The sequence below is a fragment of the Kribbella sp. NPDC051936 genome (assembly GCF_040680955.1).
Lineage (GTDB): Bacteria > Actinomycetota > Actinomycetes > Propionibacteriales > Kribbellaceae > Kribbella.
Genome location: NZ_JBFAXS010000012.1, coordinates 129604 through 153867 on the forward strand (window position 1 = coordinate 129604; position 24264 = coordinate 153867).

At 70.1% G+C, this 24264-nt stretch carries 25 protein-coding genes and 1 pseudogene; 13 read left to right on the forward strand and 13 right to left on the reverse strand.

The genetic code is table 11. From position 1 onward, the window contains the following. Window positions 1–34: 34 nt before the first annotated feature. The 5 genes and pseudogenes from AB0L64_RS36605 to AB0L64_RS36625 all read left to right on the forward strand — a co-directional run bounded on the left by AB0L64_RS36605 (window position 35) and on the right by AB0L64_RS36625 (window position 4599). Window positions 35–595 (forward strand): RNA polymerase sigma factor, encoded by a 561-nt coding sequence (locus AB0L64_RS36605; RefSeq protein WP_359931347.1) that lies wholly within the window; start codon window positions 35–37, stop codon window positions 593–595. Window positions 596–641: 46 nt separating this feature from the next. Beyond that, window positions 642–1646 (forward strand): dihydroxyacetone kinase subunit DhaK, encoded by a 1005-nt coding sequence (dhaK, locus tag AB0L64_RS36610; protein WP_363717574.1) that lies wholly within the window; start codon window positions 642–644, stop codon window positions 1644–1646. A gap of 2 nt (window positions 1647–1648) precedes the next feature. Continuing rightward, window positions 1649–2269, forward strand: a complete 621-nt coding sequence (gene dhaL / locus AB0L64_RS36615) for a dihydroxyacetone kinase subunit DhaL (protein ID WP_359932126.1) — start codon at window positions 1649–1651, stop codon at window positions 2267–2269. After that, window positions 2266–2646, forward strand: a pseudogene (gene dhaM, locus AB0L64_RS36620) (dihydroxyacetone kinase phosphoryl donor subunit DhaM); the annotation flags it as partial. The gene dhaL and the pseudogene dhaM, both read left to right, overlap by 4 nt. Window positions 2647–2730: 84 nt before the next feature. After that, window positions 2731–4599, forward strand: coding sequence for an HPr family phosphocarrier protein (locus AB0L64_RS36625; protein WP_363717714.1), 1869 nt, complete (start codon window positions 2731–2733; stop codon window positions 4597–4599). On the opposite strand, the gene AB0L64_RS36630 is transcribed toward AB0L64_RS36625, so the two are convergent. The 4 genes from AB0L64_RS36630 to AB0L64_RS36645 form a co-directional block, all read right to left on the reverse strand. Next, entirely contained in the window at window positions 4578–5228 is a 651-nt protein-coding gene (locus AB0L64_RS36630; protein WP_363717576.1) for a hypothetical protein, read from the reverse strand. The two genes, AB0L64_RS36625 and AB0L64_RS36630, sit on opposite strands and share 22 nt — an antisense overlap. Continuing rightward, complete coding sequence (locus AB0L64_RS36635; protein WP_363717577.1) at window positions 5225–5767, reverse strand: GNAT family N-acetyltransferase; 543 nt, start codon at window positions 5765–5767, stop codon at window positions 5225–5227. Before AB0L64_RS36635 ends, AB0L64_RS36630 begins: the two co-directional genes overlap by 4 nt. A gap of 45 nt (window positions 5768–5812) precedes the next feature. Further along, window positions 5813–6517 (reverse strand): DUF1707 domain-containing protein, encoded by a 705-nt coding sequence (locus AB0L64_RS36640; protein WP_363717578.1) that lies wholly within the window; start codon window positions 6515–6517, stop codon window positions 5813–5815. 131 nt (window positions 6518–6648) lie between these two features. Further along, window positions 6649–9084 carry a beta-L-arabinofuranosidase domain-containing protein gene (locus tag AB0L64_RS36645; protein WP_363717579.1) on the reverse strand — a complete coding sequence of 812 codons (2436 nt, stop codon included), beginning with the start codon at window positions 9082–9084 and terminating at the stop codon, window positions 6649–6651. 175 nt (window positions 9085–9259) lie between these two features. Between AB0L64_RS36645 and AB0L64_RS36650 the strand changes: the two genes are divergently transcribed. Next, window positions 9260–10234, forward strand: coding sequence for a LacI family DNA-binding transcriptional regulator (locus tag AB0L64_RS36650; RefSeq protein ID WP_363717580.1), 975 nt, complete (start codon window positions 9260–9262; stop codon window positions 10232–10234). Here AB0L64_RS36650 and AB0L64_RS36655 read toward each other — a convergent pair. After that, window positions 10231–10725 carry a DUF1707 domain-containing protein gene (locus tag AB0L64_RS36655; RefSeq protein WP_363717581.1) on the reverse strand — a complete coding sequence of 165 codons (495 nt, stop codon included), beginning with the start codon at window positions 10723–10725 and terminating at the stop codon, window positions 10231–10233. The genes AB0L64_RS36650 and AB0L64_RS36655 overlap by 4 nt on opposite strands. A 185-nt stretch (window positions 10726–10910) precedes the next feature. Between AB0L64_RS36655 and AB0L64_RS36660 the strand changes: the two genes are divergently transcribed. Next, window positions 10911–11543 carry a hypothetical protein gene (locus AB0L64_RS36660; RefSeq protein ID WP_359931320.1) on the forward strand — a complete coding sequence of 211 codons (633 nt, stop codon included), beginning with the start codon at window positions 10911–10913 and terminating at the stop codon, window positions 11541–11543. 50 nt (window positions 11544–11593) lie between these two features. Here the strand turns inward: AB0L64_RS36660 and purL are convergent, their stop codons facing one another. From purL to purS, 4 genes are read right to left on the reverse strand one after another with little or no spacing between them, the layout of a single operon-like run. Continuing rightward, window positions 11594–13855 carry a phosphoribosylformylglycinamidine synthase subunit PurL gene (gene purL / locus AB0L64_RS36665; protein WP_363717582.1) on the reverse strand — a complete coding sequence of 754 codons (2262 nt, stop codon included), beginning with the start codon at window positions 13853–13855 and terminating at the stop codon, window positions 11594–11596. Window position 13856: 1 nt separating this feature from the next. Beyond that, on the reverse strand, window positions 13857–15899 hold the full coding sequence (locus AB0L64_RS36670; protein WP_363717583.1) for a hypothetical protein: 2043 nt from the start codon (window positions 15897–15899) through the stop codon (window positions 13857–13859). After that, window positions 15899–16567 (reverse strand): phosphoribosylformylglycinamidine synthase subunit PurQ, encoded by a 669-nt coding sequence (gene purQ, locus AB0L64_RS36675; protein ID WP_355695151.1) that lies wholly within the window; start codon window positions 16565–16567, stop codon window positions 15899–15901. Before purQ ends, AB0L64_RS36670 begins: the two co-directional genes overlap by 1 nt. Further along, window positions 16564–16812 (reverse strand): phosphoribosylformylglycinamidine synthase subunit PurS, encoded by a 249-nt coding sequence (gene purS, locus AB0L64_RS36680; RefSeq protein WP_131283676.1) that lies wholly within the window; start codon window positions 16810–16812, stop codon window positions 16564–16566. The genes purQ and purS overlap by 4 nt, the downstream gene beginning before the upstream one ends. A 112-nt stretch (window positions 16813–16924) precedes the next feature. Here purS and AB0L64_RS36685 point away from each other — a divergent pair, with 112 nt between their 5' ends. The 5 genes from AB0L64_RS36685 to AB0L64_RS36705 all read left to right on the forward strand — a co-directional run bounded on the left by AB0L64_RS36685 (window position 16925) and on the right by AB0L64_RS36705 (window position 20636). Further along, entirely contained in the window at window positions 16925–17443 is a 519-nt protein-coding gene (locus tag AB0L64_RS36685) for a PadR family transcriptional regulator (RefSeq protein WP_363717584.1), read from the forward strand. Further along, entirely contained in the window at window positions 17443–18117 is a 675-nt protein-coding gene (locus tag AB0L64_RS36690) for an ABC transporter ATP-binding protein (protein WP_363717585.1), read from the forward strand. Before AB0L64_RS36685 ends, AB0L64_RS36690 begins: the two co-directional genes overlap by 1 nt. Beyond that, window positions 18117–19445: a hypothetical protein gene (locus tag AB0L64_RS36695; RefSeq protein WP_363717586.1), complete on the forward strand. Its 1329-nt coding sequence runs from the start codon at window positions 18117–18119 to the stop codon at window positions 19443–19445. Before AB0L64_RS36690 ends, AB0L64_RS36695 begins: the two co-directional genes overlap by 1 nt. Continuing rightward, entirely contained in the window at window positions 19445–20065 is a 621-nt protein-coding gene (locus tag AB0L64_RS36700) for a CDP-alcohol phosphatidyltransferase family protein (RefSeq protein WP_363717587.1), read from the forward strand. The genes AB0L64_RS36695 and AB0L64_RS36700 overlap by 1 nt, the downstream gene beginning before the upstream one ends. 82 nt (window positions 20066–20147) lie before the next feature. Continuing rightward, entirely contained in the window at window positions 20148–20636 is a 489-nt protein-coding gene (locus AB0L64_RS36705) for a hypothetical protein (protein WP_363717588.1), read from the forward strand. On the opposite strand, the gene AB0L64_RS36710 is transcribed toward AB0L64_RS36705, so the two are convergent. After that, window positions 20633–21508, reverse strand: a complete 876-nt coding sequence (locus AB0L64_RS36710; RefSeq protein WP_363717589.1) for a phosphoribosylaminoimidazolesuccinocarboxamide synthase — start codon at window positions 21506–21508, stop codon at window positions 20633–20635. The two genes, AB0L64_RS36705 and AB0L64_RS36710, sit on opposite strands and share 4 nt — an antisense overlap. Before the next feature lie 20 nt (window positions 21509–21528). Next, window positions 21529–22587, reverse strand: a complete 1059-nt coding sequence (locus tag AB0L64_RS36715; protein ID WP_363717590.1) for an FAD-dependent monooxygenase — start codon at window positions 22585–22587, stop codon at window positions 21529–21531. 53 nt (window positions 22588–22640) lie between these two features. Here AB0L64_RS36715 and AB0L64_RS36720 point away from each other — a divergent pair, with 53 nt between their 5' ends. After that, complete coding sequence (locus AB0L64_RS36720) at window positions 22641–23219, forward strand: TetR family transcriptional regulator C-terminal domain-containing protein (protein WP_363717591.1); 579 nt, start codon at window positions 22641–22643, stop codon at window positions 23217–23219. Here the strand turns inward: AB0L64_RS36720 and AB0L64_RS36725 are convergent. Next, window positions 23203–23625 (reverse strand): hypothetical protein, encoded by a 423-nt coding sequence (locus tag AB0L64_RS36725; protein WP_363717592.1) that lies wholly within the window; start codon window positions 23623–23625, stop codon window positions 23203–23205. The two genes, AB0L64_RS36720 and AB0L64_RS36725, sit on opposite strands and share 17 nt — an antisense overlap. Window positions 23626–23823: 198 nt before the next feature. Continuing rightward, window positions 23824–24264 (reverse strand): hypothetical protein, encoded by a 441-nt coding sequence (locus tag AB0L64_RS36730; RefSeq protein ID WP_363717593.1) that lies wholly within the window; start codon window positions 24262–24264, stop codon window positions 23824–23826.

Sequence of the window (24264 nt, forward strand, 5' to 3'; positions counted from 1 at the left end):
CCCTACCGGGGCCGATCGAGAAGCAAAGGCGCAGATGAGCGAGAGCACCAGTCCGACCGACGACCTTGCCACCCTCGCGGAGCAGGCCCAGGCGGGCGACAAGAACGCGATGGACGACCTGCTGCGGCAGGTGTATCCGCGCGTCCTGCGGATCTGCCGCTCCGTCCTGCCGTACTCCGCGGACGCGGAGGACGCCGCCCAGGAGGCGCTGCTGAACATCGCGACCAAGATCGGCACGTACTCCGGCCGCAGCAGCTTCTCGACCTGGGTCCACTCGGTCGCGGCGAACTCCGCCCGCTCGACGTACCGCAAGCTGAAGCGCACCGCCCAGGCCGCGCACAACCCGGAGACCATGGAGAAGCCGGACCCGCGCACCACGAGCGTGATCGCCGGCACCCGCCTGGACCTCCTGGAGGCGCTGGAGACCCTGGAGCGCGACCGGCCGCAGATGGTGACCCCTCTGGTACTGCGTGACGTCTACGGGCTGTCGTACGAGGAGATCGCCGCCGAGGTCGGCGCCCCGCTCGGCACCGTCAAGTCCCGCATCCACGACGCCCGCGAGGTCGTCCGCCCCCTCCTGCGCCCCAAGGACTGAAATCGGGGCCTCCCTTTCGGCGGGCTGGTGTGCTCAGATGGGGAACATGAAGAAGCTCATCAACGACCCTGCTGATGTCGTGAGTGAGGCGCTGCGCGGAATGGCGGCAGCGCACCCGGACCGCCTGCGGGTGGACCTGGAGAACCGGATCGTCTACCGCAAGGACGCGCCGAGATCCGGCAAGGTCGGGCTGATCTCCGGCGGCGGGTCGGGGCACGAGCCGATGCACGGCGGGTTCGTCGGGCTCGGGATGCTGGACGCGGCCTGCGCCGGCGAGGTGTTCACGTCCCCGGTCCCGGACCAGATGATGGCCGCGACCAAGGCGGTCGACGCCGGCGCCGGTGTGTTGCACATCGTGAAGAACTACACCGGCGACGTGATGAACTTCGAGATGGCCGCCGAGCTGGCCGCCGCCGACGCCGGCACCGAGGTGCTGTCGGTGGTCACCAACGACGACGTCGCCGTCCAGGACAGCCTGTACACGGCCGGCCGGCGCGGCGTCGGCGTGACCGTGCTGCTGGAGAAGATCGTCGGCGCGGCCGCCGAGGAAGGCCGCCCGCTGCAGGACGTCGCGGACCTCGCCAAGCGCGTCAACGACAACGGCCGCAGCATGGGGATGGCGTTGACGTCGTGCACCGTCCCGGCCGCCGGCAAGCCCACGTTCGACCTGGCCGAGAACGAGATGGAGGTCGGCATCGGCATCCACGGCGAGCCCGGCCGGCAGCGGCTGCCGCTGGCTCCGGCCCGCGAGATCGCCGAACTGCTGGTCGACCCGGTCGTCTCCGACCTGCCCTACCAGCAGGGCGATTCGGTGATCGCGTTCGTCAACGGCATGGGCGGCACACCGCTGATCGAGCTGTACCTGATGTACAACGAGGTCGCCCAGCTCCTCGACCGGGCCGGCATCACCGTCGCCCGCTCCCTCGTCGGCAACTACATCACCTCCCTGGAGATGGCCGGCTGCTCGGTGACGCTCCTGAAGGCGGACGACGAACTGGTACGTCTCTGGGACGCCCCGGTGAACACCCCCGGCCTACGCTGGGGCGCGTGAGCATGGGAGTCGATTCCTTCGTCAACTGGCTGCGTGACAGTGCGGGGGTGCTGCACGAGAACGCGGCGTATCTGACTGAGCTGGACGCCGCGATCGGGGACGCCGATCACGGGATCAACATGGATCGTGGTTTCACGGCGATCGGGGAGTTGCTGGACGGTACTGAGTTCGGGTCGGCGGACGAGGTGCTGAAGAAGGCCGGGATGACGCTGGTCAGCAAGGTCGGCGGGGCGAGCGGGCCGTTGTACGGGACGTTCTTCCTGCGGTTCGGGACCGCGCTGGCCGGTGCCGACCTGACGCCGGAGACGATCGGCAAGGCGCTGCACGCCGGGGTCGAGGGGGTGCTCGCGCGCGGCAAGCCGGAGCTCGGCGACAAGACCATGTACGACGCCTGGGCGCCGGCGCTGGAGGCGTACGACGGCGCGGTCGCGGGCGGAGCGGATCTCGGTACGGCGCTGACCGCGGCGGCCGAGGCGGCCGCGAAGGGGCGGGACGCGACGATCCCGCTCGTCGCGCGGAAGGGCCGCGCGAGCTACCTGGGTGAACGCAGCGCCGGCCACCAGGACCCCGGCGCGACCAGTACGACGCTGATCTTGGAGTCCGCGGCCCGCACGCTGTCATGATCGGGATCGTGGTGGTGTCGCACAGCCGTGCGCTGGCCGACGCGGCGGTCGGGCTCGCCGCGGAGATGGTTGCCGAGGACAAGCGTCCGGTGATCGCGGTGGCGGCGGGGCTGGATGCGACGACGTTCGGGACCGACGCGATGGCGGTGTCCGAGGCGATCGGCGCCGCCGACAGCGCGGACGGCGTCCTCGTGCTGCTCGATCTGGGCAGCGCGGTGCTGAGCGCGGAGATGGCGCTGGAGTTCGTCGATCCGGAGGTGGCCGCGCGGGTGCGGCTGACGAGCGCTCCGCTGGTCGAGGGCCTGGTCGCCGCGGTGGTCACGGCGTCGACCGGCGCCTCGCTCGACGGTGTCGCGCTCGAGGCAGCGCGCGGTCTGGCGGGCAAACAGGACCACCTCGGCGATGTCCAGGCCGCCGAGGCCACACCGGTTGCCGAGGCCGATCGCACCGTGGAAGTCCTGGTGGGCAACGAGCACGGGCTGCACGCGCGGCCTGCTGCTCGGCTGGTCGGGCTGGTGAACGGGTTCGACGCCGCGGTCACGCTCACCGATCTGGACACCGGCCGTGGACCGGTGGATGCGGGCAGTTTGAGCATGGTCGCGACGCTGAACGCCCAGCAGGGGCACCGGTTGCGGGTCGGCGCGAGCGGTCCCGAGGCCGCCGCGGCGCTGGCCGCGATCGAGCAGCTGGCGAAACAGAACTTCGGCGACGAGCCGGCCGCTTCGGTGAGTGTGCCGGTCCCGGCAGCCGGGTCTGCGGGCGGGTCCGGGCTGGATGTGGCGATCGGTCCCGCCGTACTGGCCGGCGACGCGGTGGACCTGGACGGATACGTTGCCGGTGACAACGAGCCCGGACGGCTGGAGGACGCGCTCCGGACCGCGGCCGACGACCTTCAGGTCCTTCGGGACGGCAGCGCGGAGCACGGTGGGATCTTCGAGGCGCACCTCGCACTGCTGACCGATCGCAAGGTGCTCGACGCCGTGCGTACGGCGATCTCGGGCGGCGAGTCCGCGCCGATCGCCTGGAAGCAGGTGTACGACGAGCTGGCGTCCACGTTCGAGGCCCTCGACGACGCGTACCAGCGGGAACGGGCGCAGGACGTCCGCGCGGTACGGGACCGGGTCCTGCGTGCGCTGACCGGGACCTCGACGGAGGAAGCCCCGGCCGACGGCATCCTCGTCGTACCGGAACTGGACGCCGCGACCGCGGCCACGCTGGACGCCACCCGGATCGCCGGGATCGCCGTACGGGCAGCAGGTACGACGGGACACGGGGTGATCGTGGCCCGGTCGCGCGGGATCCCGTTGATCACCGGGATCGGGGACGTCGCGGTGCCGGCCGGGACGACGGTCGCGTTCGACGCGCGGACGGGGTCGTTCGAGCTCGCGCCGGACGAACAGGCCGTACGCGCGACGATCGCTGAGCGGGTGGGCGAGCGACGCCTGGCACTCGAGGAGGCGGACCGGCCCGCGGTCAGCAGGGACGGCAGGACGATCGACGTCCTGGTGAACGTGGGTGTCCTGCAGGACGCTGTGGACGTGCGCGGCGCGGACGGTTCCGGGCTGGTGCGGACCGAGGTGCTGTTCGGGGATCGCCGGACCGCGCCGACCGTCGACGAGCAGGCCGAGACGTTCCGGGCGATCGCGCGGGCGCTGGGCGGGAAGCCGATCACGATCCGCACCTGGGACGTCGGCGGCGACAAACCGCTCCCGTTCCTGCCGCAGGCCGCGGAGGCGAACCCGTTCCTCGGCGAGCGCGGTCTGCGGGTGTTCCGTCATCGCCCCGACCTGCTGCGCGACCAGCTCGAAGCGGTCCGGCGTACGGCGGCCGAGATGCCGGTGCACGTGATGTTCCCGATGGTGACGACGGCCGACGAGGTCGACTGGGCGCTGGAGGAACTCGGCCCGCGCGACGGTCTCGAGGTGGGCATCATGGTCGAGGTTCCCGCGGCCGCGCTCCGGGTCGCTACGCTCGCCCGGGATCTCGACTTCGTCAGCATCGGCACCAACGACCTCACGCAGTACACGACCGCGGCCGACCGCACCAACGCCGCGGTCGCCCCGCTCGCCGACGGCCTCGATCCCGCCGTACTCCAGCTGATCGACCATGTCGCCCGCACCGCCGGGGTCCGTGTCGCGGTCTGCGGCGACTTGGCCAGCGACCCCCAGTCCGCCGTCCTGCTCGCTGCTCTCGGTGTGACAGAGCTGAGCGCCGTCGGCCCCCAGGTGCCGCTGGTCAAAGCACGGCTACGGCAGGCCGACCTCGGACTGATCGACACTGCCGCTGTGCTGGCGGCTCGGGACGCCGCTCAGGTGCGCGGCTTGCTGTAGTAGCGCAACTCGACCAAGTTGAAGCCGGGTGTGCGCTCCGGCTTCGCTGGAAGCGTGTAGGACTCTCCCGGCTCCAGGTAGGTCACGTCAGGGTGCTGCAGGTCCAAGTCGACGACCAGGGCCGGGTACGGGCCGGTGTGCCAGGTGTAGGACTCGCCGGCCTCAGGGGTGACGTGCTGCACGCGGACGTCGTCCTCGTCGACGACCACCTTGGTCGGGATCTCGCCGGCCTGCTCGAAGCCTGCCTCGGCGGTGTCGACCCCGAAGTGCGGGTCGCCCGACGCCTCCTCGCCGAGGTCGAGCACCTCGATCAGGCGGTTCAGGTACAGCGCGTCGCCGTCGTTGGTCAGCATGTGCACCGGGGAGACCGGACGGTAGACCGACCCGCCGACCGTCTCGCTCAGGTGCCGTGCCGGGCTGCCGTCCAGCCAGTCCATGTGGCAGGGCGACGTCGACAGGCACAGGACGACGTACGGGTTGTGGTGCAGGTGCCAGCCCTGGGCCTCACCGGGCTGCAGGGACACCTCCCAGACGCGGACCCGTGAGTTCTTCAGCAGCACGCGGGTCCCGATCTCACCGAGAACGACCTCGGTGCCGTCAGGGGCGATGACAGTAGTACCGGCGGTCATGCCTTCTCCTCAATTGGTCGTTCCATCGCGACACCGGCGAGCAGGGTGCCGTCCGGCATCGGCAGCTGGGCGGACTCCACCTCGGTGAAGCCGAAAGCCTTGTAGAGCGGTACGCCGGGCAGCGTCGACATCAGTGCGAGTCTGGTGAACCCCTCCGCGCGGGCCGCGTCGGTGCAGGCGGTCAGGATCGCCCGGCCGAGCCCACGCCGCGTCCAGTCCGCCCGCACGAACATCGCCCGGATGCGGGCCGGTTCGGTCGCTGGGTCGAGCAGCCGCTCGTCCGCTCCCGCCGTACTCGCGTTGAACAGCTTGTTGCGCCGGCTCCACCCGCCACAGGCGACGACCTCACCGTCCGCCTCCAGCACGTAGTAGGTGCCGTCGTCGATCAGTGCCGTGTCCAGCGTGGTGATGTGCTCGGCGGCACTGGCTGTCTGCCGCGCGTCGTAGTACGCCGGGAACTGCGTCTCCACCGCGGCCCGCGCCAACTCAGCCACCGCAGGCCCGTCCGCCACCACCGCCAACCGCAACACAGCCTCCACGCCCACAGGCTAGTTCACGACTTCGAGCCCCACGACGAAGACGGGTCACTCGCGGAATCGTCTTCCGCGGTACGTCCAGGCGATCTTCGCGCCGACCAGGAGCAGGAAGAGCAGCACCGTGACGGCGCTTGCGCCGGACGTCAGAGCGTGGCCAAGGATGATCGCGATCACGACGACCACGGGCAGCGCGATCCAGAGGATCGTCGCCCAGTTGGGAGGCTGCGTCCCCGGCGGCGGCTGGTACGGCGCGGCCAGCGCGGGCAGCGGCAAGCCCTCGAAGACCGGGTCCAGGTCCGACCGGATCCGCGCTGCGTACAGCAGATCCGTCCGCCGGTCGAGCTCCGGCTGGTCGATCCGCCCGGCGGCGAACTGGTCCGCCAAGGCGGTCGTGCACACGGACCGGTCGTCGTCCGACAGCCGTAGCTTCTCCAGCGGTGTCCCCGGCGGCTGCGGCGGCCGGACGACCTGGACGGCCATCGAGCCGAACACCTTGGCCATGGTCTTGAGTGGCGACTCGACCAGGTCCTCCATGAGCTTCAGCCGGCCGGCCCCGGCCTTGGTCAGCTCGTAGTCCGGCGGGCCGGAGTCCTGCGGACGCCTGGCGACGAACGTGCCCGTGATGAGGTCGTTCAGCGCGGCCTGCACCCGCCCGTCGCTCGCGCCGGTACGGCGGACCAGCTCCGCGCGGCTCAACGGCGCGAACCGCAGGTGCTCCAGAAGCGCGTGCTCCAGCGCCGGGTCGTTCTCCACAGATCCCCCCTCGACTGCCCCGCCTCATTGTCGCAGGCACACGTGGTCATCGAACCCACACGGAAAGCTGCAGGAAGCTGCAATCTCGCGCGTGTGAGTGCGCGGGGCGGTGAACGTCGACGCCGGACCGGCTAGGTAAACAGGAGCTGGAGCAAGCCTCCGGAATACGTCGGACGCAGTACGGCCTCCACCCGGACGTACTGCGTCCGCACCGGCGTGAACGCGGTCGTGTTGAGCCGGTTCACCGCCACGTCGTACGGCGTGGTGTTCTGGACCGGCCGCCACGTGTCACCGTCCAGCCACAGCACCCGCCACGACTGCGGGACACGGCACTGCCCGGAGCCGGTGTCGTCGAACCAGTACGCGGACGCCTGGGACACCTCTCGCACCGAGCGCAGGTCGTACTCGATCCACTCCGTCGTACCGCGCCGGTCCCACCAGGTGAAGCGCGGAATCGACGTGTCCGCGGAGGATCGCGGCGTACGACCGGAGTCAGGCGCCTCAAGCGAGTCACCGTCGTTCACGTGCGACGCAATGATCCTGGTGCGATAGCTCCACTCCTTGCCGTCAGGGGCGACCTGCGCGAACGACGTGACCCGCAGACGGGCCGCGCCCATCGGGATAAGGGTCACGGTCTCCACAGGCTCGTCCGACCGGGCCGGACTCGGTTGCAGCAGTCCGACGACGTCTTCGGTGTCTGTCTCCCACTGCGGGATCCGCCGGGCCTGTGTGGTCAGCGCAAGCGGCACACCGTCCGTCGTGAAGGGGTTCTCGCCCGCCTGCCGCCGTACGATGTCGAAGGAGGCGCCGGCGACCAGCCCGTAGTTCCACGGCGACTCCGGATAGACCGAGAGCTCCGGCCACTCGTCGGTGCCGCCGATGCGTTCGTAGCGTTCCTCGATCTGCAGCGAGTAGGTCAGCGGACCACGGTCCACGGACACCGAGTGCTGGTTGTCCTCCCACACCCGGGTGGTGGTGCGCATCGGCAGCGTGAGCTCGACGCGATCGCCTGCCTGCCAGGTGCGGTCGACCTTCATCCAGGCGCCGGACGTGCGTACAGGCTGCCCGTTGACCGTCACGGTGGCGTCATGTGTCCAGCCAGGACGCCTTAGATAGAAGGGGAACCGGACCGGTCGCGCGGTCTGCACAGTGAACATGATGGTGTCCGAGAACGGGTACTCCGTGTCCTGTACGACGGTCACCGTCTCACCCGAGCCGGCTCCGACGGTCGCGGTCACCTTGCTGGCGGCGTACATGGACGCAGCCAGACCGTTGTCCGTCGTGGCCAGCCAGAGCTCCTGCACGTAGTACGGCCAGCCCATGCCGTAGTTGTGCGGGCAGCACCGGTACTGGTGCACGCCGTACTTGTACGCCTGCATGGCGAACGGGTTCTCGAACTGCCCGTGCTTGCGCCCGTCGTCGAGCTGCACGCTGTTCGCGCAGGTGATGTAGTGCATCACCTGCTGCCGCGGGTCGTACGACGCTGTCAGCGAGTTGAACGCCAGCTCCTCACACCTGTCCGTCCAGGCGACGTCACCGGTGAAGCGGGTCAGCATCTCGCAGCTGTGCATCAGCTCGACGATCCCGCACGTCTCGAACCCCTGCCGCGGGTCCACGAACCCGGGCCGCGAGTTCTCGTCGCCGGCGAAGCCACCGCCCGGGAACTGGCCGTACATCCCCATCACGGTCGAGTAGTTCCGGTACGTCGCTGCTCGGTGCTCGGCCTCGCCGGACAGCAGCCAGTACTGCAACGGTTCGCGGAACCCCTGTGCCAGGTTGACGTTGTGCCAGGTGGGGATGCCACCGACGTAGTCCGCCGACCCGCTGTGCATCTTCGTCACCAGGTCGAGCAGCCACGGCTCCCCGGTGCGGTTGTAGAGCCAGTACGCGCTGTCGATGTTGTCGCCCCAGCGGAACGCACCCCACGACCGGTTGAACACGTCCGCCGGCTGCGTGTTCTGGAACCCCAGGTACTTCGTCATGAACGGAATGACCCGCTCGTCGCCGGAGTACTCGTACCAGGACCGGAACGCGGCCAGCAGCGGCATGCCCGGCCAGAAGTCCGGCCCGTTCTCCAGCGAGGTCCGCAGCCGCTCCGGACCGAACCAGCCGTCGGGCGCCTGGGTGGCGAGGATGCCGTCCATCCAGCGCTGCATCCTGGTCAGTACGCCGGTGTCGCCGGTGACGTACCCGAGGTCGCCGAAGCCGCGCAGCCAGTACGGCAGCTCCTCCCACGCGCCCTGCGCCGGGTCGACCCAGCCGTTGCCTTCGTAGGTCAGGAAGTCCGAGATCTCGTCGTACCGGCCGCAGAGGCCGTTGACCTGCAGGTCGAGCTGCTGCGCGAGCCAGCCGCGTGCCTCGATCGCGCCGGGCGGGAGCTTCTGGAACGGGACCGGCCGGAGCGGGGCGCGCTGCGGGACGTAGTGCCCGCCGCGGCCGGCCGGCGGTCCGGACGGATGCGCGGCCTCGGCCGGGGCGGGATCGACGGCGGTCATGACGGCCGCCGCGGCGAGGGAAACACCAAGGAAGTCACGTCGGGGCATTCCTTCGGGAGTGGGTTCGGGCATTGGGTCTGCCTTTCGGGTGACGGGGGCGGACATCACACCGACGGAAAGACCGCACACGTTTTCCGTCGTTGACAACGTAGGACTGAGGATCGCGTTGGTCAAGATCAAAGCGCAGGTCAGCAGGGTTGTCCGAGGGATCCTGCTAGGCTTCGGCGCAGGATCGGAAGGAAACAGGATGAAGAGGCCAGCGGTACGGATGGTGGATGTCGCCGCGCTCGCCGGCGTCTCCGCCGGAACCGCGTCGAAGGCGCTCAGCAACACCGGGCAGCTGAGCCAGGAAACCAGGGACCGGGTACGCCGGGCCGCGGCGCAGCTCGGGTTCACACCGGATGCCCGGGGCCGTGCGCTCTCGTCCGGCCGCACGTACACCGTGGCGCTGCTGACCACCGACAGCTCGGGCCGCTTCAGCATCCCGATCATGCGCGGCGTCGAGGACGTGCTCAGCGCCGGCGAGCTCGCGACCGTCCTCTGCGACACCCGCGACGACCCGTTGCGGGAGCAGACCTATCTGCGTTCACTCGTCGCGCGCGGCGTCGACGGCATCGTCGTCACCGGCCGGCGTACCGAGCCGCGGCGGCCGATCGACGTACCACTGCCGGTCGTCTACGCGCTGGCCGCCTCGACGAATTCCGCCGACGCCTCGGTGATCGTCGACGACGCGGCCGGTGCCGCCGCGGCCATCACGCACCTGCGCGGGATCGGCCGCACCCGCATCGCCCACATCACCGGCCCGGCCGATCACCGCTCCGCCGCCGAGCGCGCCCAGGCCATCGCCGCCGATCTGTGCACCGAACCGCTCTTCGGCGAGTGGAGCGAACGCTGGGGCCGTCAGGCCACCGACCTGGTACTGCGTCAGCGCCCGGACGCGATCAGCTGCGGCAGCGACCAGATCGCCCGCGGCGTCTGCGACCGGCTCCGCGAACTGGGGCGCGCGGTCCCCGAGGACATCGCCGTCACCGGCTACGACAACTGGCCCGTCATGGCGCTGGCCAGCCGCCCGCCGCTCACCACCGTCGACCTCCGCCTGGAAGACCTCGGCCGCCGCGCGGCGACGCTGCTGCTGGAAGCCATCGCCGGCAAGCCGCACCACGGCGTCCTCGAGCTCCCGGCCCAGCTGATCACGCGGGAGTCGACGCTGGGCAGGGCCTAGGAGCCTGAGCGCCGACGCTCCTCGCGCTGCGGCCGGGACGCCCAGCGGTAGGTGAAGAACACCCACGCGAGCGCGGGCAGTCCGAAGATCGCCGCCGCGACCTCGCGACCGAACACCAGGAACACCAGCCCGAGGAGCGCGAACGGCAGCGCCATCCACACCGCGCCCACGAACGCCGCCCACCGCCACCGGCCGGGCTTGCGCGGCGCCGGCTTGTACAGCGACGGCGTCGGCAGACCGGCGAACACCGGCTCCAGGTCCCCGTGCGTGACGGCGTCGTTCAGCAGGTCGACCCGGCGGTGCAGCTCGGTCTCGTCGAGCCGGCCGATCGCGAACTGTTCGGCCAGCTCGTCGGTGCAGACGTGCCGCTCCTCGTCGGTGAGCCGGATGTTGACCATCCGGCGCCGGGCCGCGACCTCCCGCGCCTCCTGACCGGCCGCCGTCGCGTACCCGATCAGATCGCCCGGTTTCACCGGCCGCCGCTCCGCCATCCGCCTCACCTCACCTCGTCCCTTCGAGTGTGCCAGACGCGCCGGAAGGCGTCGTCAGACGTTGTACCGGGGCGCTTGGTTGGCGAGACGCTGATCACAAGAACGGCACTCAACGTCGTCGCGGTATCGAGTCATCTCTGATCTCGACGGGCCGAACGGAGCCCCTTGACGATGGAGAAACAGACATGAAGAAGACGCTCACCGCTCGCGTTCTGGCCGGCGCCGCGATCATCGCCGCCGCGGGGCTGTTCGTCGGGATCGCACCGAGCGACGCCGCGGTTCCGGCCCGCACCGCCGCCGTCACCGCGCACGCCAAGCCCGCGCTGAAGGCGTCCAGCCTGCACTTCGGCTACAAGTGCTGGGGCCGCGTGGGCAACTGCAACGTCGCGGTGTACGCGCCGACGGGCTGGAAGTTCACCCAGCTCAGCCGCGAGCAGGCGAAGTTCACCGACAGCTCGAACACCTGGATGCTGCGCGTCAACGGCGGCCTCGGCGGCAAGGTCAGCACGACGCGCGCCGCCGACCAGCGCATCCACGCCCTGCGCAGCGTCGCCGGCTTCAAGCTGGTGTCCCGCACCAACGGCACCGCACCGTCGAAGGTCGGCTGGTCCGCCCCGCGCGTCGCCTACACGCAGATCACCTACACCTACCGCGACGGCGCCCGCGGTCAGCGCTGGGTCACCACCCGCTTCGTCGACACCTTCGAGAACGGCCGCCGCGCCTACATCGAGCTCACCGTCGCCGGCCGCCCCCAGGACAAGGCCGGCCTCACCAAGGTCCTCACCGTAGCCACCGAGCGAGTGGCGCTGGTCGGTTGAGAGCCCCGAACAGGTGACCCGGGCGGCAGAGCGCCCGGGTCACAGTCCGGTCAGTTGAGGACCGACGGCAGTGTGGAGGTCCAGGCCTCGCGCAGTTCGGTCAAGGGGATCTCGAACTGGTCCTGGACGTCGAGGGTGTCGCCGGTGATCACGCCGATCTTCGCGTGCGGGAACCGGCGGGCGGTGCACATGTCGGTGAACCGCACCTCCTCGGTCCGCGGTACGGCGACGACCGCGCGGCCGGCCGACTCCGCGAACAGGAACAGGAACGGGTCCAGCCCGTCGGGCGCCCACACCCGCGCTCCGACGCCGCCGCGCAGCGCCGACTCGGCCAGCGTCTGCGCGACGCCGCCGTCACTGACGTCGTGTGCCGCGTCGATCAGCCCGTCGCGAGACGCGTTGATCAGGATGTCGGCCAGCTGCTGCTCCGCTGCCAGGTCCACCGCCGGCGGCCGCCCGCCGAGGTGCCCGTGGATCACGTGCGCCCACTCGGACCCGGACAGCTCCTCCGCGGTCTCGCCGAGCAGGTACAGCTGGTGGCCCTCCATCTCGGCCGTAAACCCGATCGGCGTCCGGCGCGTGACATCGTCGATGACGCCGAGCACACCGACGACGGGGGTCGGCAGGATCGCGGTCTCGCCGGTCTGGTTGTAGAACGACACATTCCCGCCGGTGACCGGGATGCCGAGCGCCTTGCATCCGTCGACCAGGCCGCGGATCGCCTCGGCGAACTGCCACATCACCGCCGGGTCCTCGGGCGAACCGAAGTTCAGGCAGTCGGTGACCGCGACCGGGCGGGCCCCGGTGGTCGCGACGTTCCGGAACGACTCGGCGAGCGCGAGCTTCGCGCCGGTGTACGGGTCGAGCTTCGCGAACCGGCCGTTGCAGTCGGTCGACACCGCGACCCCGAGGCCGCTGGTCTCGTCGACCCGGATCATCCCGCTGTCCTCGGGCTGCGCGAGCACCGAGTTGCCGAGCACGTACCGGTCGTACTGGTCCGTCACCCAGGACTTGTCGCAGAGGTTCGGCGAGGCGACCAGCGTCAGCAGCGTGTCCCGCAACTCCGCCCCACTGCTTGCCCGCGGCAACTTCTCGGCGCCGTCGGCCTGCAGCTCGTCCTGCCAGGACGGCCGCTCGAACGGGCGGTGGTAGACCGGGCCCTCGTGCGCGACGGTCTCGGGCAGTACGTCGACGACGCGCTCGCCATGCCAGTCGATCTCCAGCCGCCCGGTGTCGGTGACCTCGCCGATCACATCGGCCTGGACGTCCCACTTGGCGCAGATCTTCAGGAACGCCTCGACGTTGTCCGGAGTGACGCAGGCCATCATCCGTTCCTGCGACTCGCTCATCAGGATCTCTTCGGGCGACAGTGAGGCGTCCCGCAGCGGCACCTTGTCCAGCGAGACCCGCATACCGCCGTCGCCCGCGCTGGCGAGCTCGGACGTCGCACAGGAAAGCCCGCCGCCGCCCAGGTCCTGGATGCCCTCGACGACGTTCGCGGCGAAGAGCTCGAGCGTGCACTCGATCAGCAGCTTCTCCATGAACGGGTCGCCGACCTGGACCGCCGGCCGCTTGGTCGGGCCGCCCTCGGCGAAGGTCTCCGACGCCAGCACCGACACACCGCCGATCCCGTCACCGCCCGTCTTGGCGCCGTACAGGATCATCTGGTTGCCGACGCCGGTCGCGTTCGCGAGGTGCAGGTCCTCGTGCCGCATCACGCCGACGCAGAGCGCGTTCACCAGCGGGTTCCCGAGGTACGTCGGGTCGAAGACGACCTCGCCGCCGATGTTGGGCAGGCCGAGGCTGTTCCCGTAGCCGCCGACGCCGGACACGATGCCCGGCAGCACGCGCTTGGTGTCCGGGGCGTCCAGGGGGCCGAACCGCAGCGGGTCCATCACGGCGACCGGGCGGGCGCCCATCGCGATGATGTCGCGGACGATGCCGCCGACGCCGGTCGCCGCGCCCTGGTACGGCTCGACGTACGACGGGTGGTTGTGCGACTCGACCTTGAACGTGACCGCGTACCCCTCGCCGATGTCGATGACGCCGGCGTTCTCACCGATGCCGGCGAGCATCTTGCCGGCCGGGGTCTCCTGCGGAATGTCGGCGAACTTGCGCAGGTGCACCTTGGACGACTTGTACGAGCAGTGCTCGCTCCACATCACCGAGTACATGGCCAGCTCGCAGCTGGTCGGGCGCCGCCCGAGGATATCCCGGATGCGCTGGTACTCGTCCGGCTTCAGCCCGAGCTCAGCCCACGGCTGCTCGACGTCCGGCGTGTTACTTGCGTTGCTCACAGTGTCGGTCGACAACTCAGGACTCCTGCACTAGGTGGGACTCAGGTGAAACGGTAGCTGGCTGGTGGGAGGCCATCAGATGGGCCACCAGGAGCGGTACGGCGAAACCAACCATGATCGCGGGCAGCGCGACACCGGCGTCGTTGAGGAGCATGCCGACGAGGCCGCAGGTGGACAGTGCCAGCAGCGTCGGCCGGACCATCGGGAAACTGTCGTAGAAGGCGCGGTACGACTCCGACGGCACACGCTGTGGTAGGAGCGTGGCCAGCATGCAGGCGATCACGGCGACGAGCATCGCCCAGCCCGACGGTCCGGTGAAGAACTGGACTGCCATCTGCAGCTTGCGGATCAGGACGTCGCTGACGTCGCCGTCGAGAAGGCGAGCGACGAACGCGCCGAAGTGGCTGCGCTGGTCCGGCGGGCGCAGGTAGTCGAGGAACGCGACCGCCGACACGGCCAGCAGACCGGCCACGCCGACACCGATCAGTGCGCGCAGTGAGATGCTCCCGCGCCAGGTCAGCCACGCCATGAGCAGCACTGCCGGGGTCAGCGCGATGATGCCGCCGAAGTCCGTCCCCCAGCCGGGCTTGCCGTCGACGACGATCGCGGCGCCGCCGATGACGAGTACGGCGACCGCGGCCTGCATCCTGCTCTTGCTGAGGAGCTTCTGCGCCGCCCAGCCCGCAGTGACGAGCGCACCGAACGCCAGCGTCGCGAAGGTGGAGTTGCCGAAGCCGTAGAACCGCCCACCGATGACGGGCCCGTCCGCGAACATGCTGCCGACCTGGAGCGGCGTACCGAGCACACCGTCGACCAGCAGGATCACGTACGCCGCCAGCGCGAGGCCGAGGAACGCGTACCGCTTCAACAGCACCTGCGCCAGCGCCGCCGCCAGCGCACTGATCCCGAGAACCACGCAGTACAAGGAGAATCCGGGCGACGGCCAGCGCCACCAGACGGTCAGCGTGGACAGGAAGACCGCCAGGTAGAACCCGCCCTGCATCAACAACGTGAACACCGCGGTACGCCGGGACGCGGGCGAGCGCCGGAACAAGAACCAGAGCAGCGCGAGCACCTCGGCCGCGACGATCGTCAGCGCCACCGCGAACAGCATCGGCCGCGGCTGCTCGAACCGCTCGTTGGTGTCCAGCCGGTCCTCGATGACAGCAGCCGCGTCGGTGTGGACGTCGCCGGTGAAGTGGATCTCGTTGCCGTCCAGCGGACCGGCCTTGGCGGACCCCGCCGGGTCGACCTCTGCCGCGTCCCGGCCCTTGAGGATCGTCGCGGTCACGTCGGTGAGCTGGATCAGCCCCGGCCGACGGGTGCTGTCACTGGTGAGCCAGCGTGGCCCGTTGTCCGGCGGCAGCTGCATGGCGACCAGCGGCTGCTGGTGCGCATTCGCGAGCTCCTGGCTGACACCGACCAACAGCACCCAGCCACCGGCCGCCCGTGCCTGCGCGACCAGGTCGGCGACCTTCTGCCGCGCCTCGGCCCGGCCCTCCCGCGGGGGCAGCGCACCGGCGTCGACGATCGCGTCACCGCAGTCCGGTTTCGCCAGCTGGGACGCGTCGAACTCCGGCTGCCAGTTGCGGACAGTGCCGTCCGTGCGGGCCAGGGCGATCGCGGCGCCCGGTCCGAAGCCGCAGATGGGGTACCCGGTCTGGCCGAGGCGGCCGATCGGCGCCCCGGTGTGGTGCTCGGCCTGGCGGTCGATATACGCCTGCCAGTCGGCTACGTTGCCGTTCGCCACCGCGGGCGCGGCACACGGCTGATCGGGAACGCTCCCCCAGGCCCGGGTGCCCGCGCTGATCGTCAGCCACCCGTCGACCGGGCAGGTGTGCGGCCCGGCCGTCTTCACCGAGATCGAGCCGACGTGCGACTGGTTCACCAGGGCGGTCAGCTCCGGCGACGCCTTCACGTCGTTCCAGGTCAGCCCGGGCACGCCGATGACCACGACCTTCGCGAGCAGACTGGCAGGCTGCGCCGACGCCGTACCGGTGGTCAGCAGCAGGACCGCCGCCGTCAGCAGGACGGCGCGGACCAGCCGGGTGAACCTCATCAGGACGCGACGACGGCCTTCAGCACCGAGGTGAAGAAGCCCAGGCCGTCCGTGGTCGGGCCGGTCAGTGTCTCGACGGCGTGCTCCGGGTGCGGCATCAGGCCGACCACGTTGCCCCGCTCGTTGGTGATGCCGGCGATGTCGCGGTAGGAACCGTTCGGGTTGCCGAGGTAGCGGGCCACTACCCGGCCCTCGCCCTCCAGGCGATCCAGTGTGGCCTCGTCGGCGACGAAGGAGCCGTCCTGGTTCTTCAGCACGATGGTGATCTCGTGGTTGGCGTCGTAGTCGCCGGTCCACGCGGTGCGGTTGTTCTCGATCCGCAGCCTCTGGTCCTTGCAGACGAACTTGCGGTGGTGGTTCTTGATCAGCGCGCCCGGTAGCAGGTGCGACTCGCACAGCACCTGGAAGCCGTTGCAGATGCCGAGCACCGGCATCCCCTCGCCGGCCCGCTTGATGATCGTGTCCATCACCGGCGCGAACCGGGAGATGGCACCGGCGCGCAGGTAGTCGCCGTACGAGAACCCGCCGGGCAGGACGACCGCGTCGACGCCGTGCAGGTCCGCGTCGCCGTGCCAGAGCGCGACCGCCTCGGCGCCGGCCACCGCGGCCGCGCGCCGCGCGTCGGCGTCGTCGAGCGAGCCCGGGAAGGTGACGACCCCGATCTTCACTGGTTCTCCACGTGCAGCGTGTAGTCCTCGATCACCGGGTTGGCCAGCAGGGTGTCCGCGGCCTTCCGGATCTCGGCGACGCGTTCCTCGGTCGCCTCACCGTCCAGGGTGATCTCGAAGCGCTTTCCCTGCCGAACGTCGGCCACGCCGTCGAAGCCGAGCCGGCCGAACGCGCCGTGCACCGCCTTGCCCTGCGGGTCGAGGATCTCGGGCTTGAGCATGACGTCGACGACAACGCGAGCCACTGACTACTCCAGGTTCGTTGCGGGGTGACGCCTGAATCCTACCGACCGCGGCCCGGAATGCCGCATCCTGGACTATTCACTCAGTACATACACGCAGTGTATAGTTCCGCGCATGGCCACTGCTGAGCTCGTTCTCGGGCTGCTGTCCGCGGGCCCGGCGCACGGGTACGACGTGAAGCGTGGTCATGACACCTGGTTCCCGGACAGCCGGCCGCTCGCCTTCGGGCAGGTGTACACGACGCTCGGGCGACTGGAGCGCGACGGACTGGTCGAGGTGATCGACAAGACCTCCGGCGGCGGACCGGACCGGACGGTCTACGCGCTCACCGGCAAGGGCCGCGACCACCTCAGTGAATGGCTCACCGACCCGGTGCCGCCGGCCTGGGGCAGCGCCGACGAAGTCCTGCGCAAGCTCGTGGCGGCGATCCGGACCGGCGGCGACGCAGCCGGATTCCTTGCCCGCCAGCGCGCCAGCCACCTGCGCCGGATCCGTGAACTGCGCGAGACGCCGGCCGACGACGACCCGACCTCACCACTGGTCCGCGAGTACATCGTGGCTCACCTGGACGCCGACCTGCGCTGGCTCGACAGTGCCCTTGACCGCATCTCCGAGCAGAGGGGAGCTCGCTGATGAATGCCGTTCTGGAGCTGGAGAAAGTCGAGTACGCGTACCGGCGCAACACCGCGCTGCGTGGTGTCAGCCTGCAGCTCAAGCCGGGCGAGGTGGTCGCGGTGACCGGTGCGAGCGGTTGCGGCAAGTCGACGCTCCTACACTGTGCTGCCGGCATCCTCGCGCCGGACGCCGGTGTGGTGCAGGTGGACGGCCAGGACCTTGCAGAGCTGCCGGAAGAGCAGCGTGCAGCGCTCCGACGGACGAAGGTCGGCATCGTGCTGCAGTTCGGCCAACTGGTGCCGGACCTGCCGCTGGTCGACAACGTGGCGTTGCCGCTGCTGCTGGGCGGGCATGAGCGGGGCGAGGCGCACCAGGCCGCCAGGCGATGGCTGGACCAGGTCGGCATTGCCGAGGACGCCGATGCGGTTCCAGCCGAGCTCTCCGGCGGCCAGACGCAGCGTGCCGCAGTAGCGCGTGCGCTGATCACAGGTCCGTCTGTCGTCCTCGCGGACGAGCCCACCGGCAGCCTGGACAGCAGGGCCGGCCAGGAGCTGCTCGACGTACTGCTGGAGGCCGCCCGCTACCGCGGTGCCGCTCTGCTGATGGTGACGCACGACAACCTCGTGGCCGCGTCGGCGGATCGCGAGATCAGGCTGCGCGACGGTCTGATCCAGCATGAGGTAGCGCTCTGATGACACTCGAGACGCTGGTCCAGCTGGCACGCTCACGGACACCGGCGGACCGCGGCCGGGTCCAACTGGCCACCGCGGCGCTCGCACTCAGCGGAGCACTGCTGCTCGGCGCTCTCCGCATCGCCCGTCTCGGCAAGGGCGAGCTGGGCAACGACATCTACAGCAATTACATCGCCGAGAGCGGTCTCCGGTCAGGGCTGATCGCGATCTTGATCATCCTGGCCGCACTGACCGGCGGCCTCGCAGTCCAGGCGCTACGGCTGGGCACCGCGGCTCGCGAACGCCGACTGGCCGCCCTGCGACTGGCCGGTGCCTCCCGCAAGCAGCTGCGGCAACTGACCGTCGCCGACGCGGCCATTGCCGGTCTGTCCGGCGGACTGCTCGCCGGCCCTGCCTATGTGGTGCTCAGTCTGCTCTTCGGCGCGCTCCCCCGGATGGCGCGGATCCTGCCTGGTGCAGAGCCGATCGACGCGCTCCTCTGGATCCCGGTCGTGGTGATGATGACAGCAGCGGGCGTGGTGATCGGCAGCTTGCTGCACCGCGACGGAACGGCCGCACCGCAACCACAGTCCGCGTCACAGCGTCATACCGGCATCGTCGCCGGACCGGTCCTCATCGCACTCGGGCTCCTCACGTCGCCGTACATGGGCTACGTCGGGTCCACGATCGCGCTTGCCGGGACGGCGTTGCTGTTCCTGAGCACCTCAGGCCTCTGGATCCGCTGGCTCGGGCGGCGACTGCAGCGGTCCGGCGATCCCGCCAACCTGCTCACCGGCGTCCGCCTGATGACCGACTCACGGCCCAGCTCCCGGATCTGCATGCTGCTGGGCAGCTGCGGTTTCCTCGTCGGCTCGATGGCGAACGGGATCGCGAGCGTCGTCGCCGGCGAGACGACCTCGGCGACCTCAGTGAGCTTCTACACCACCGGATTCGGCCTGACGATCGCCGGCCTCGTCCTGATCGTGCTGACCGCGATCGCCGCACTGATCGTCGGCGTCGCCGACCAACTGGTCGACCACCGTCGTCAGCTCGCCAGCCTGACCGCGCTGGGCGTGGACCTGCCGTTTCTCCGTCGCGTCATCCGTCGGCAGCTGACCGTGGTCGCCGCTCCCGCGTTGGCCGCCGGGCTGCTGTTCGGCACAGTGATCGGCATCAACCGCGTTTCCGGCGGTGCGGTCGGGCCGTTCGATCCGGGCACGCTGCTGCTCGCGGCGATCCTGGCGGCCGCGGGCTGGCTGTTCGGTCACCTCGGCGCCGCCGCCGCGGGACTCCTGCTTCGCAACCAACTGCGGGACGCACTCGATCCCGAGAATCTGAGGGCAGCTTGATGACGTCAGTTCCGTTGGTGGTCCGGCCCGCGCTGCTGCTCGGGGTGCCGAACCGGATCACACTGGCCCGGACCGTGATCGCGATGGTGGTCGCGACCTACGCGTTCCGGACCGGCGAGCTGACCTGGCTCGTGGTCGGATACTTCACCTACTGGTTCGGCGACAGTCTCGACGGCTGGGTGGCTCGCCGGCGCGACGAGGAGTCACTGTCCGGCGCGGTGTTCGACATCGTCTGTGACCGGGCCTGCTCGTTCCTGCTGGCGGCCGCGTTCATGGCGACGTACCCGGGCACGATCGGTCCGCTGGCGATCTACCTGATCCAGTTCGGCGTGCTGGACACGATGCTGACGTTCTCGTTCCTGCTCTGGCCGTGGATGCTCAGCCCGAACTACTTCTACAAGGTCGACCGGCCGATCTACGTCTGGAACTGGTCCAAGCCGGCCAAGGCGCTGAACACCGGCGCCGTGGTCGTCTCGCTGGTCGTCGCCGGGCAGACCGGAACCCAGTGGCTGCCGTACGCCGTCGCGGTCGCGGCCTGCGTCGTGAAAGTCGTCTCCTCGTACCGGCTGGTCATGATCCTCGTCGGCCGGCAGGCCGCCGCTCCGGGGGAAGCCGCATGAGGCTCAGGTGTGACCCTGGTCGCTCCCGGAAGTGGTGATAACCCCCGTGGCAACGGCCTTCATCGCGCATAGCCTCGAGGTCATGTGGGTTTGGCAACTGGTGCTCGCGGTGGGCTTCGGTATCGGGTCCGCCGTCGTACCGTTCCTGAACGCCGAGGCGTACGTGCTCGGTGTCGGTGTCACCCATGCCCTGAACCCGGTGGTCGCCGCGGTCGGCGTCGCGGTCGGGCAGACCATCGGCAAGGTCGCGATGTTCCTCGCCGTCCGGTACCGGCCGGGCTACGCGGCCCGCCAGACCAAGGAACCCAAGGCGGTCGACCTGGACACCCGTTGGGGCCGCTTCGTCCAGCGCAACCGTGACCTCAGCAAGCGTCTCCTGGACGCGATGAGCGACAGCCGCTGGGGCATGCCGGTCACCCTGCTGAGCGCGTTCGTCGGCATCCCGCCGCTGTACGGCGTGGCGCTGATCGGCGGCGCCTCGCGGATGCGGACCGCCGTATTCACCCTCGCGGTCCTGCTCGGCCGCGGCGGCCGCTTCGTCCTGCTCGCGCTCGGCGTAGGCCTGTTCTAGCCCTCGAACTTCCGGCCGGTCAGCTGCTCGTAGGCCGCGATGTACGACGCGCGGGTCCGCTCGACGACCTCGTCGGTCAGCGGCGGCGGCGCCTCGCCGGACGTCCGGTCCCAGCCCGACTCGAACTGCAGCCAGTCGCGCACGATCTGCTTGTCGTACGACGGCTGCTGCTTGCCCGGGGACCACTGGTCGGCCGGCCAGAATCGGCTCGAGTCCGGGGTCAGCACCTCGTCGGCCAGCACCAGCGTTCCGTCCGCGCGGGCGCCGAACTCGAATTTCGTGTCCGCCAGGATGATCCCGCGCTCCTCGGCCATCGCCCGCGCGGTCGTGTAGATCTCGAGCGTGGTGTCGCGCAGCACGGCCGCGGTGTCCGCGCCGACGGTCGCGACCACGGCGTCGTACGACACGTTCTCGTCGTGCTCGCCGAGCTCGGCCTTCGACGCCGGCGTGAAGATCGGGGTTTCGAGGCGTGACCCCTCGACCAGACCGGCCGGCAGCGGGATCCCGCAGACCGCGCCGGTCGCGTTGTAGTCGAGCAGACCGGTGCCGCTCAGGTATCCACGTGCCACGCACTCGACCGGATAGATCGCGAGCTTCTCGCACACCACGGCCCGGCCCGCGACCTCGGCCGGAACGTCGGTGGAGATGATGTGGTTCGGCACGTCGAGCTGCTCGAACCACCACAGGCTCATCGCGGTGAGCACCTTCCCCTTGTCGGGGATCACCGACTCCAGGATCCAGTCGAACGCGCTCATCCGGTCGCTCGCGACCATCAGCAGGTCACCGGACTCCAGCTCGTACAGGTCCCGGACCTTGCCGGAGTGGAGGTGCTTCGCACCGGGAATCTCGGGCGCCTGCGGAAGTGTGGTCACGCGCCGATTCTTCCATCCGCTTACTTGCGGGCGCGCAGGGCCACCAGTTTGCCGCCGACCGCGAACAGGCCGTCGCGGACCGTGCACACGATCGGGTTCGCGGTCTGGGCGAGGCGGCCGAGGCCCCGCGATCGCTTCACCAGCTTGGTCGTCGCGGGCCGCCGTTCCGCGTCGTACGCCGCCAGCGCCGTCTGCAGGGTGGCGCTGGTGAGGTGGCGGCCCAGCGCGCCGGCGTCCTCGATCGCGGAGCACGCGCCGCGGCCCAGGTTCGGCGTCATGGCGTGCGCGGCGTCCCCGAGCAGCACCACCCGGCCCTGCACGAACGGCACCAGCGGCAACGTCAGGTCGTAGATGTCGTTCTGCAGGATCTTCTCGCTGCCCGCGATCAGCCGCGGGATCGGGTCGTGCCAGCTCTCGAACACGCTTGGCTCGCTCGTCGTACCGGCCGGCTGGTTCGCGGTCCCGTACCAGTAGAACCGCCCGTCGATGAGCCGAGCGAATCCGAACAGTTGCCCACGGCCCCATGTTTCGCCGCCACCGTCGTCAAGGTCGACGTCGGCGATCCCGCGGTACGCCGTGAAACCCGAGTACCGCGGTCCCTTGTACTGCGGATACAGGGCACTTCGCACCGCGCTGCGGATCCCGTCCGCCGCGACCAGGAGATCGGCGCGCAGGTCGTCGTTGACCGTGACGCCGCCCGCGTCCTGGGTGATCGTGCGGACGTCGTACCCGGTCCGGACCGTCACCGCCGGACCGAATTCGGCCGTGATCAGGTCGTGCAACTGAGCCCGGTGGATCATCACCGGGAGCTCCATGCCGAGATCCGGCGCGCCGACGACCCAGCGGCCGTCGGGTCTCCGCATCCCGGCGGGCCTGGATTGCACCGAGGCCTTCTCGACGCCCTTGACCCCGAGCTCCTCGAGCACCGCGACCGCCGACGGCCACACCGAGATGCCGGCGCCCACCTCGCCGAGCTCCGGAGCGCGCTCCAGAACCGTGACCTGCCAGCCGCACCGCTGCAGCGCGACAGCCGCCGTGACCCCGCCGATGCCCGCTCCCACCACGATCGCCGTACTCATGACCTCGACTCTACATCTGTAGAGTTTGGTTGGGAAGTGCGAGACTGTGCCGCGTGACGAAGGAGCGTTTGCGCGGCGCGGACCGGCAGGACGCAATCGCGGACGCTGCGATCCGACTGGTCGCGACCCGCGGGCTGCGCGGTCTGACCCACCGCGCGGTCGACGCCGAGGCCGGCCTGCCCCCGGGCTCCACGTCGTACTATCTGCGCACCCGGAACGCCCTGCTCACCGCGTGCGTGAACCGGATGCTCACCCGCGACGTGACCGGGATGCCGCCGGCCGGGGCAGATGCGATCGAACTGATGGTGGCCATGACGACCGGACTCGCCCGGGACCGGCCGGAGGACCTGGTCGCCCGGTACGAGCTGTCGCTGGAGGCGAGTCGTCAGCCGGAGCTGCGCGCCGCGATCACCGCGGGCGGGCAGCAGTTGCGGGCGATGCTCGCGCAGCTGCTCGCCGGTCTCGGCGTCCCCGATCCGGAGGCCGCGGCGTGGCCGGTCGCCGCGATGATGGACGGGTTGATGTACGACCGGGTCGCCGGGGCCGGGGGCACGCTCTCACCAGAAGCGTTCGAGGCCGCCGTACGACGCTCCGTCACGGCGCTGATCGCCGGGCTCAGAGACGGTCCGTGACCGCGACGAAGGTGAAATAGCAGACGCCGAGCAACATGCCGACGTGGCCGAGCACCGACAGGCCGGCGCCGGAACCCCAGGAATCACTCTGCGTATCCTCGGAGTGCTTGCCGCCGCTCGGCAACCAGCGGGCGAGAAGCAACAAACCGACCGCGGTCAGCAACCACCAGCCGGCCAGGATCACCAGCGCGATCCCCCGCTGACCGGTGACCAGGGCAACAACCCACCCGAGCAACGTGATCACACCGACCAGCGTGTGCATCCGCAGGAGAATCGCAGAGTACCCATGCCGGCCCGCGCCGTGACCGGTGCCGTCGACAACAGTCCCCCCGAGCCGGACACGCGTGATCAGCACGACGACCGCCCCGAGCGCGGTCAGGAACCAGGTGACGTTCGACCATTCCACGTCCCGATCATTACCCCACCCCACACCCCCACGAACCCTCCCGCGTGTCACCTTCACGCTTGACGGTTGTCCAGAGCCCCCGGCCCCAAACCCACTTTGTGCACCCACCGACCATTTTCCGGCGGCCGAAATGAGCGGTGGAGGCACAAGGACGCCCGGCGGGCCGAGTGTCCGCTCGAGGCCCGCCGGGCTGCTTGGTCAGCTGGTCCGGGTTTGGCCGGGGACCTGCTGTGTACCGGCGCCTTGGCCTTGCTGGGGTCCGCCTTGGCTTTGGTTCGGGAGGGTGCCTTGGCCCTGGCCGTTGCCCTGGCCGTTGCCCTGGCCGTTGCCTTGGGGGAAGCCGCCGCGGAAACCGCCGCCGGGGCCGCCGAACTGGCCCTGCTGGTTGCTTGTGCCGTCCCACGAGTGCCCGACCGCCATGCCGCCGAGGAATGCCAGCACCGCGAGGATCGAGCCGGCACCCGCGAGCATCAGGTTGCTCGGCCGTCCGCCCTTCGTCCCTTCGGCCTTCGCCGCTTCGGGCGGCGCCGGGGGATACTGCGCGGACGGCTGCTGCCCTGCAGGCTGCTGGGGCGCCGTGGCCGGGTTGTTCTGGGCGGCCTGCGCCGCCTGGAACTGGGCTTGTGTGGACTGACTCAT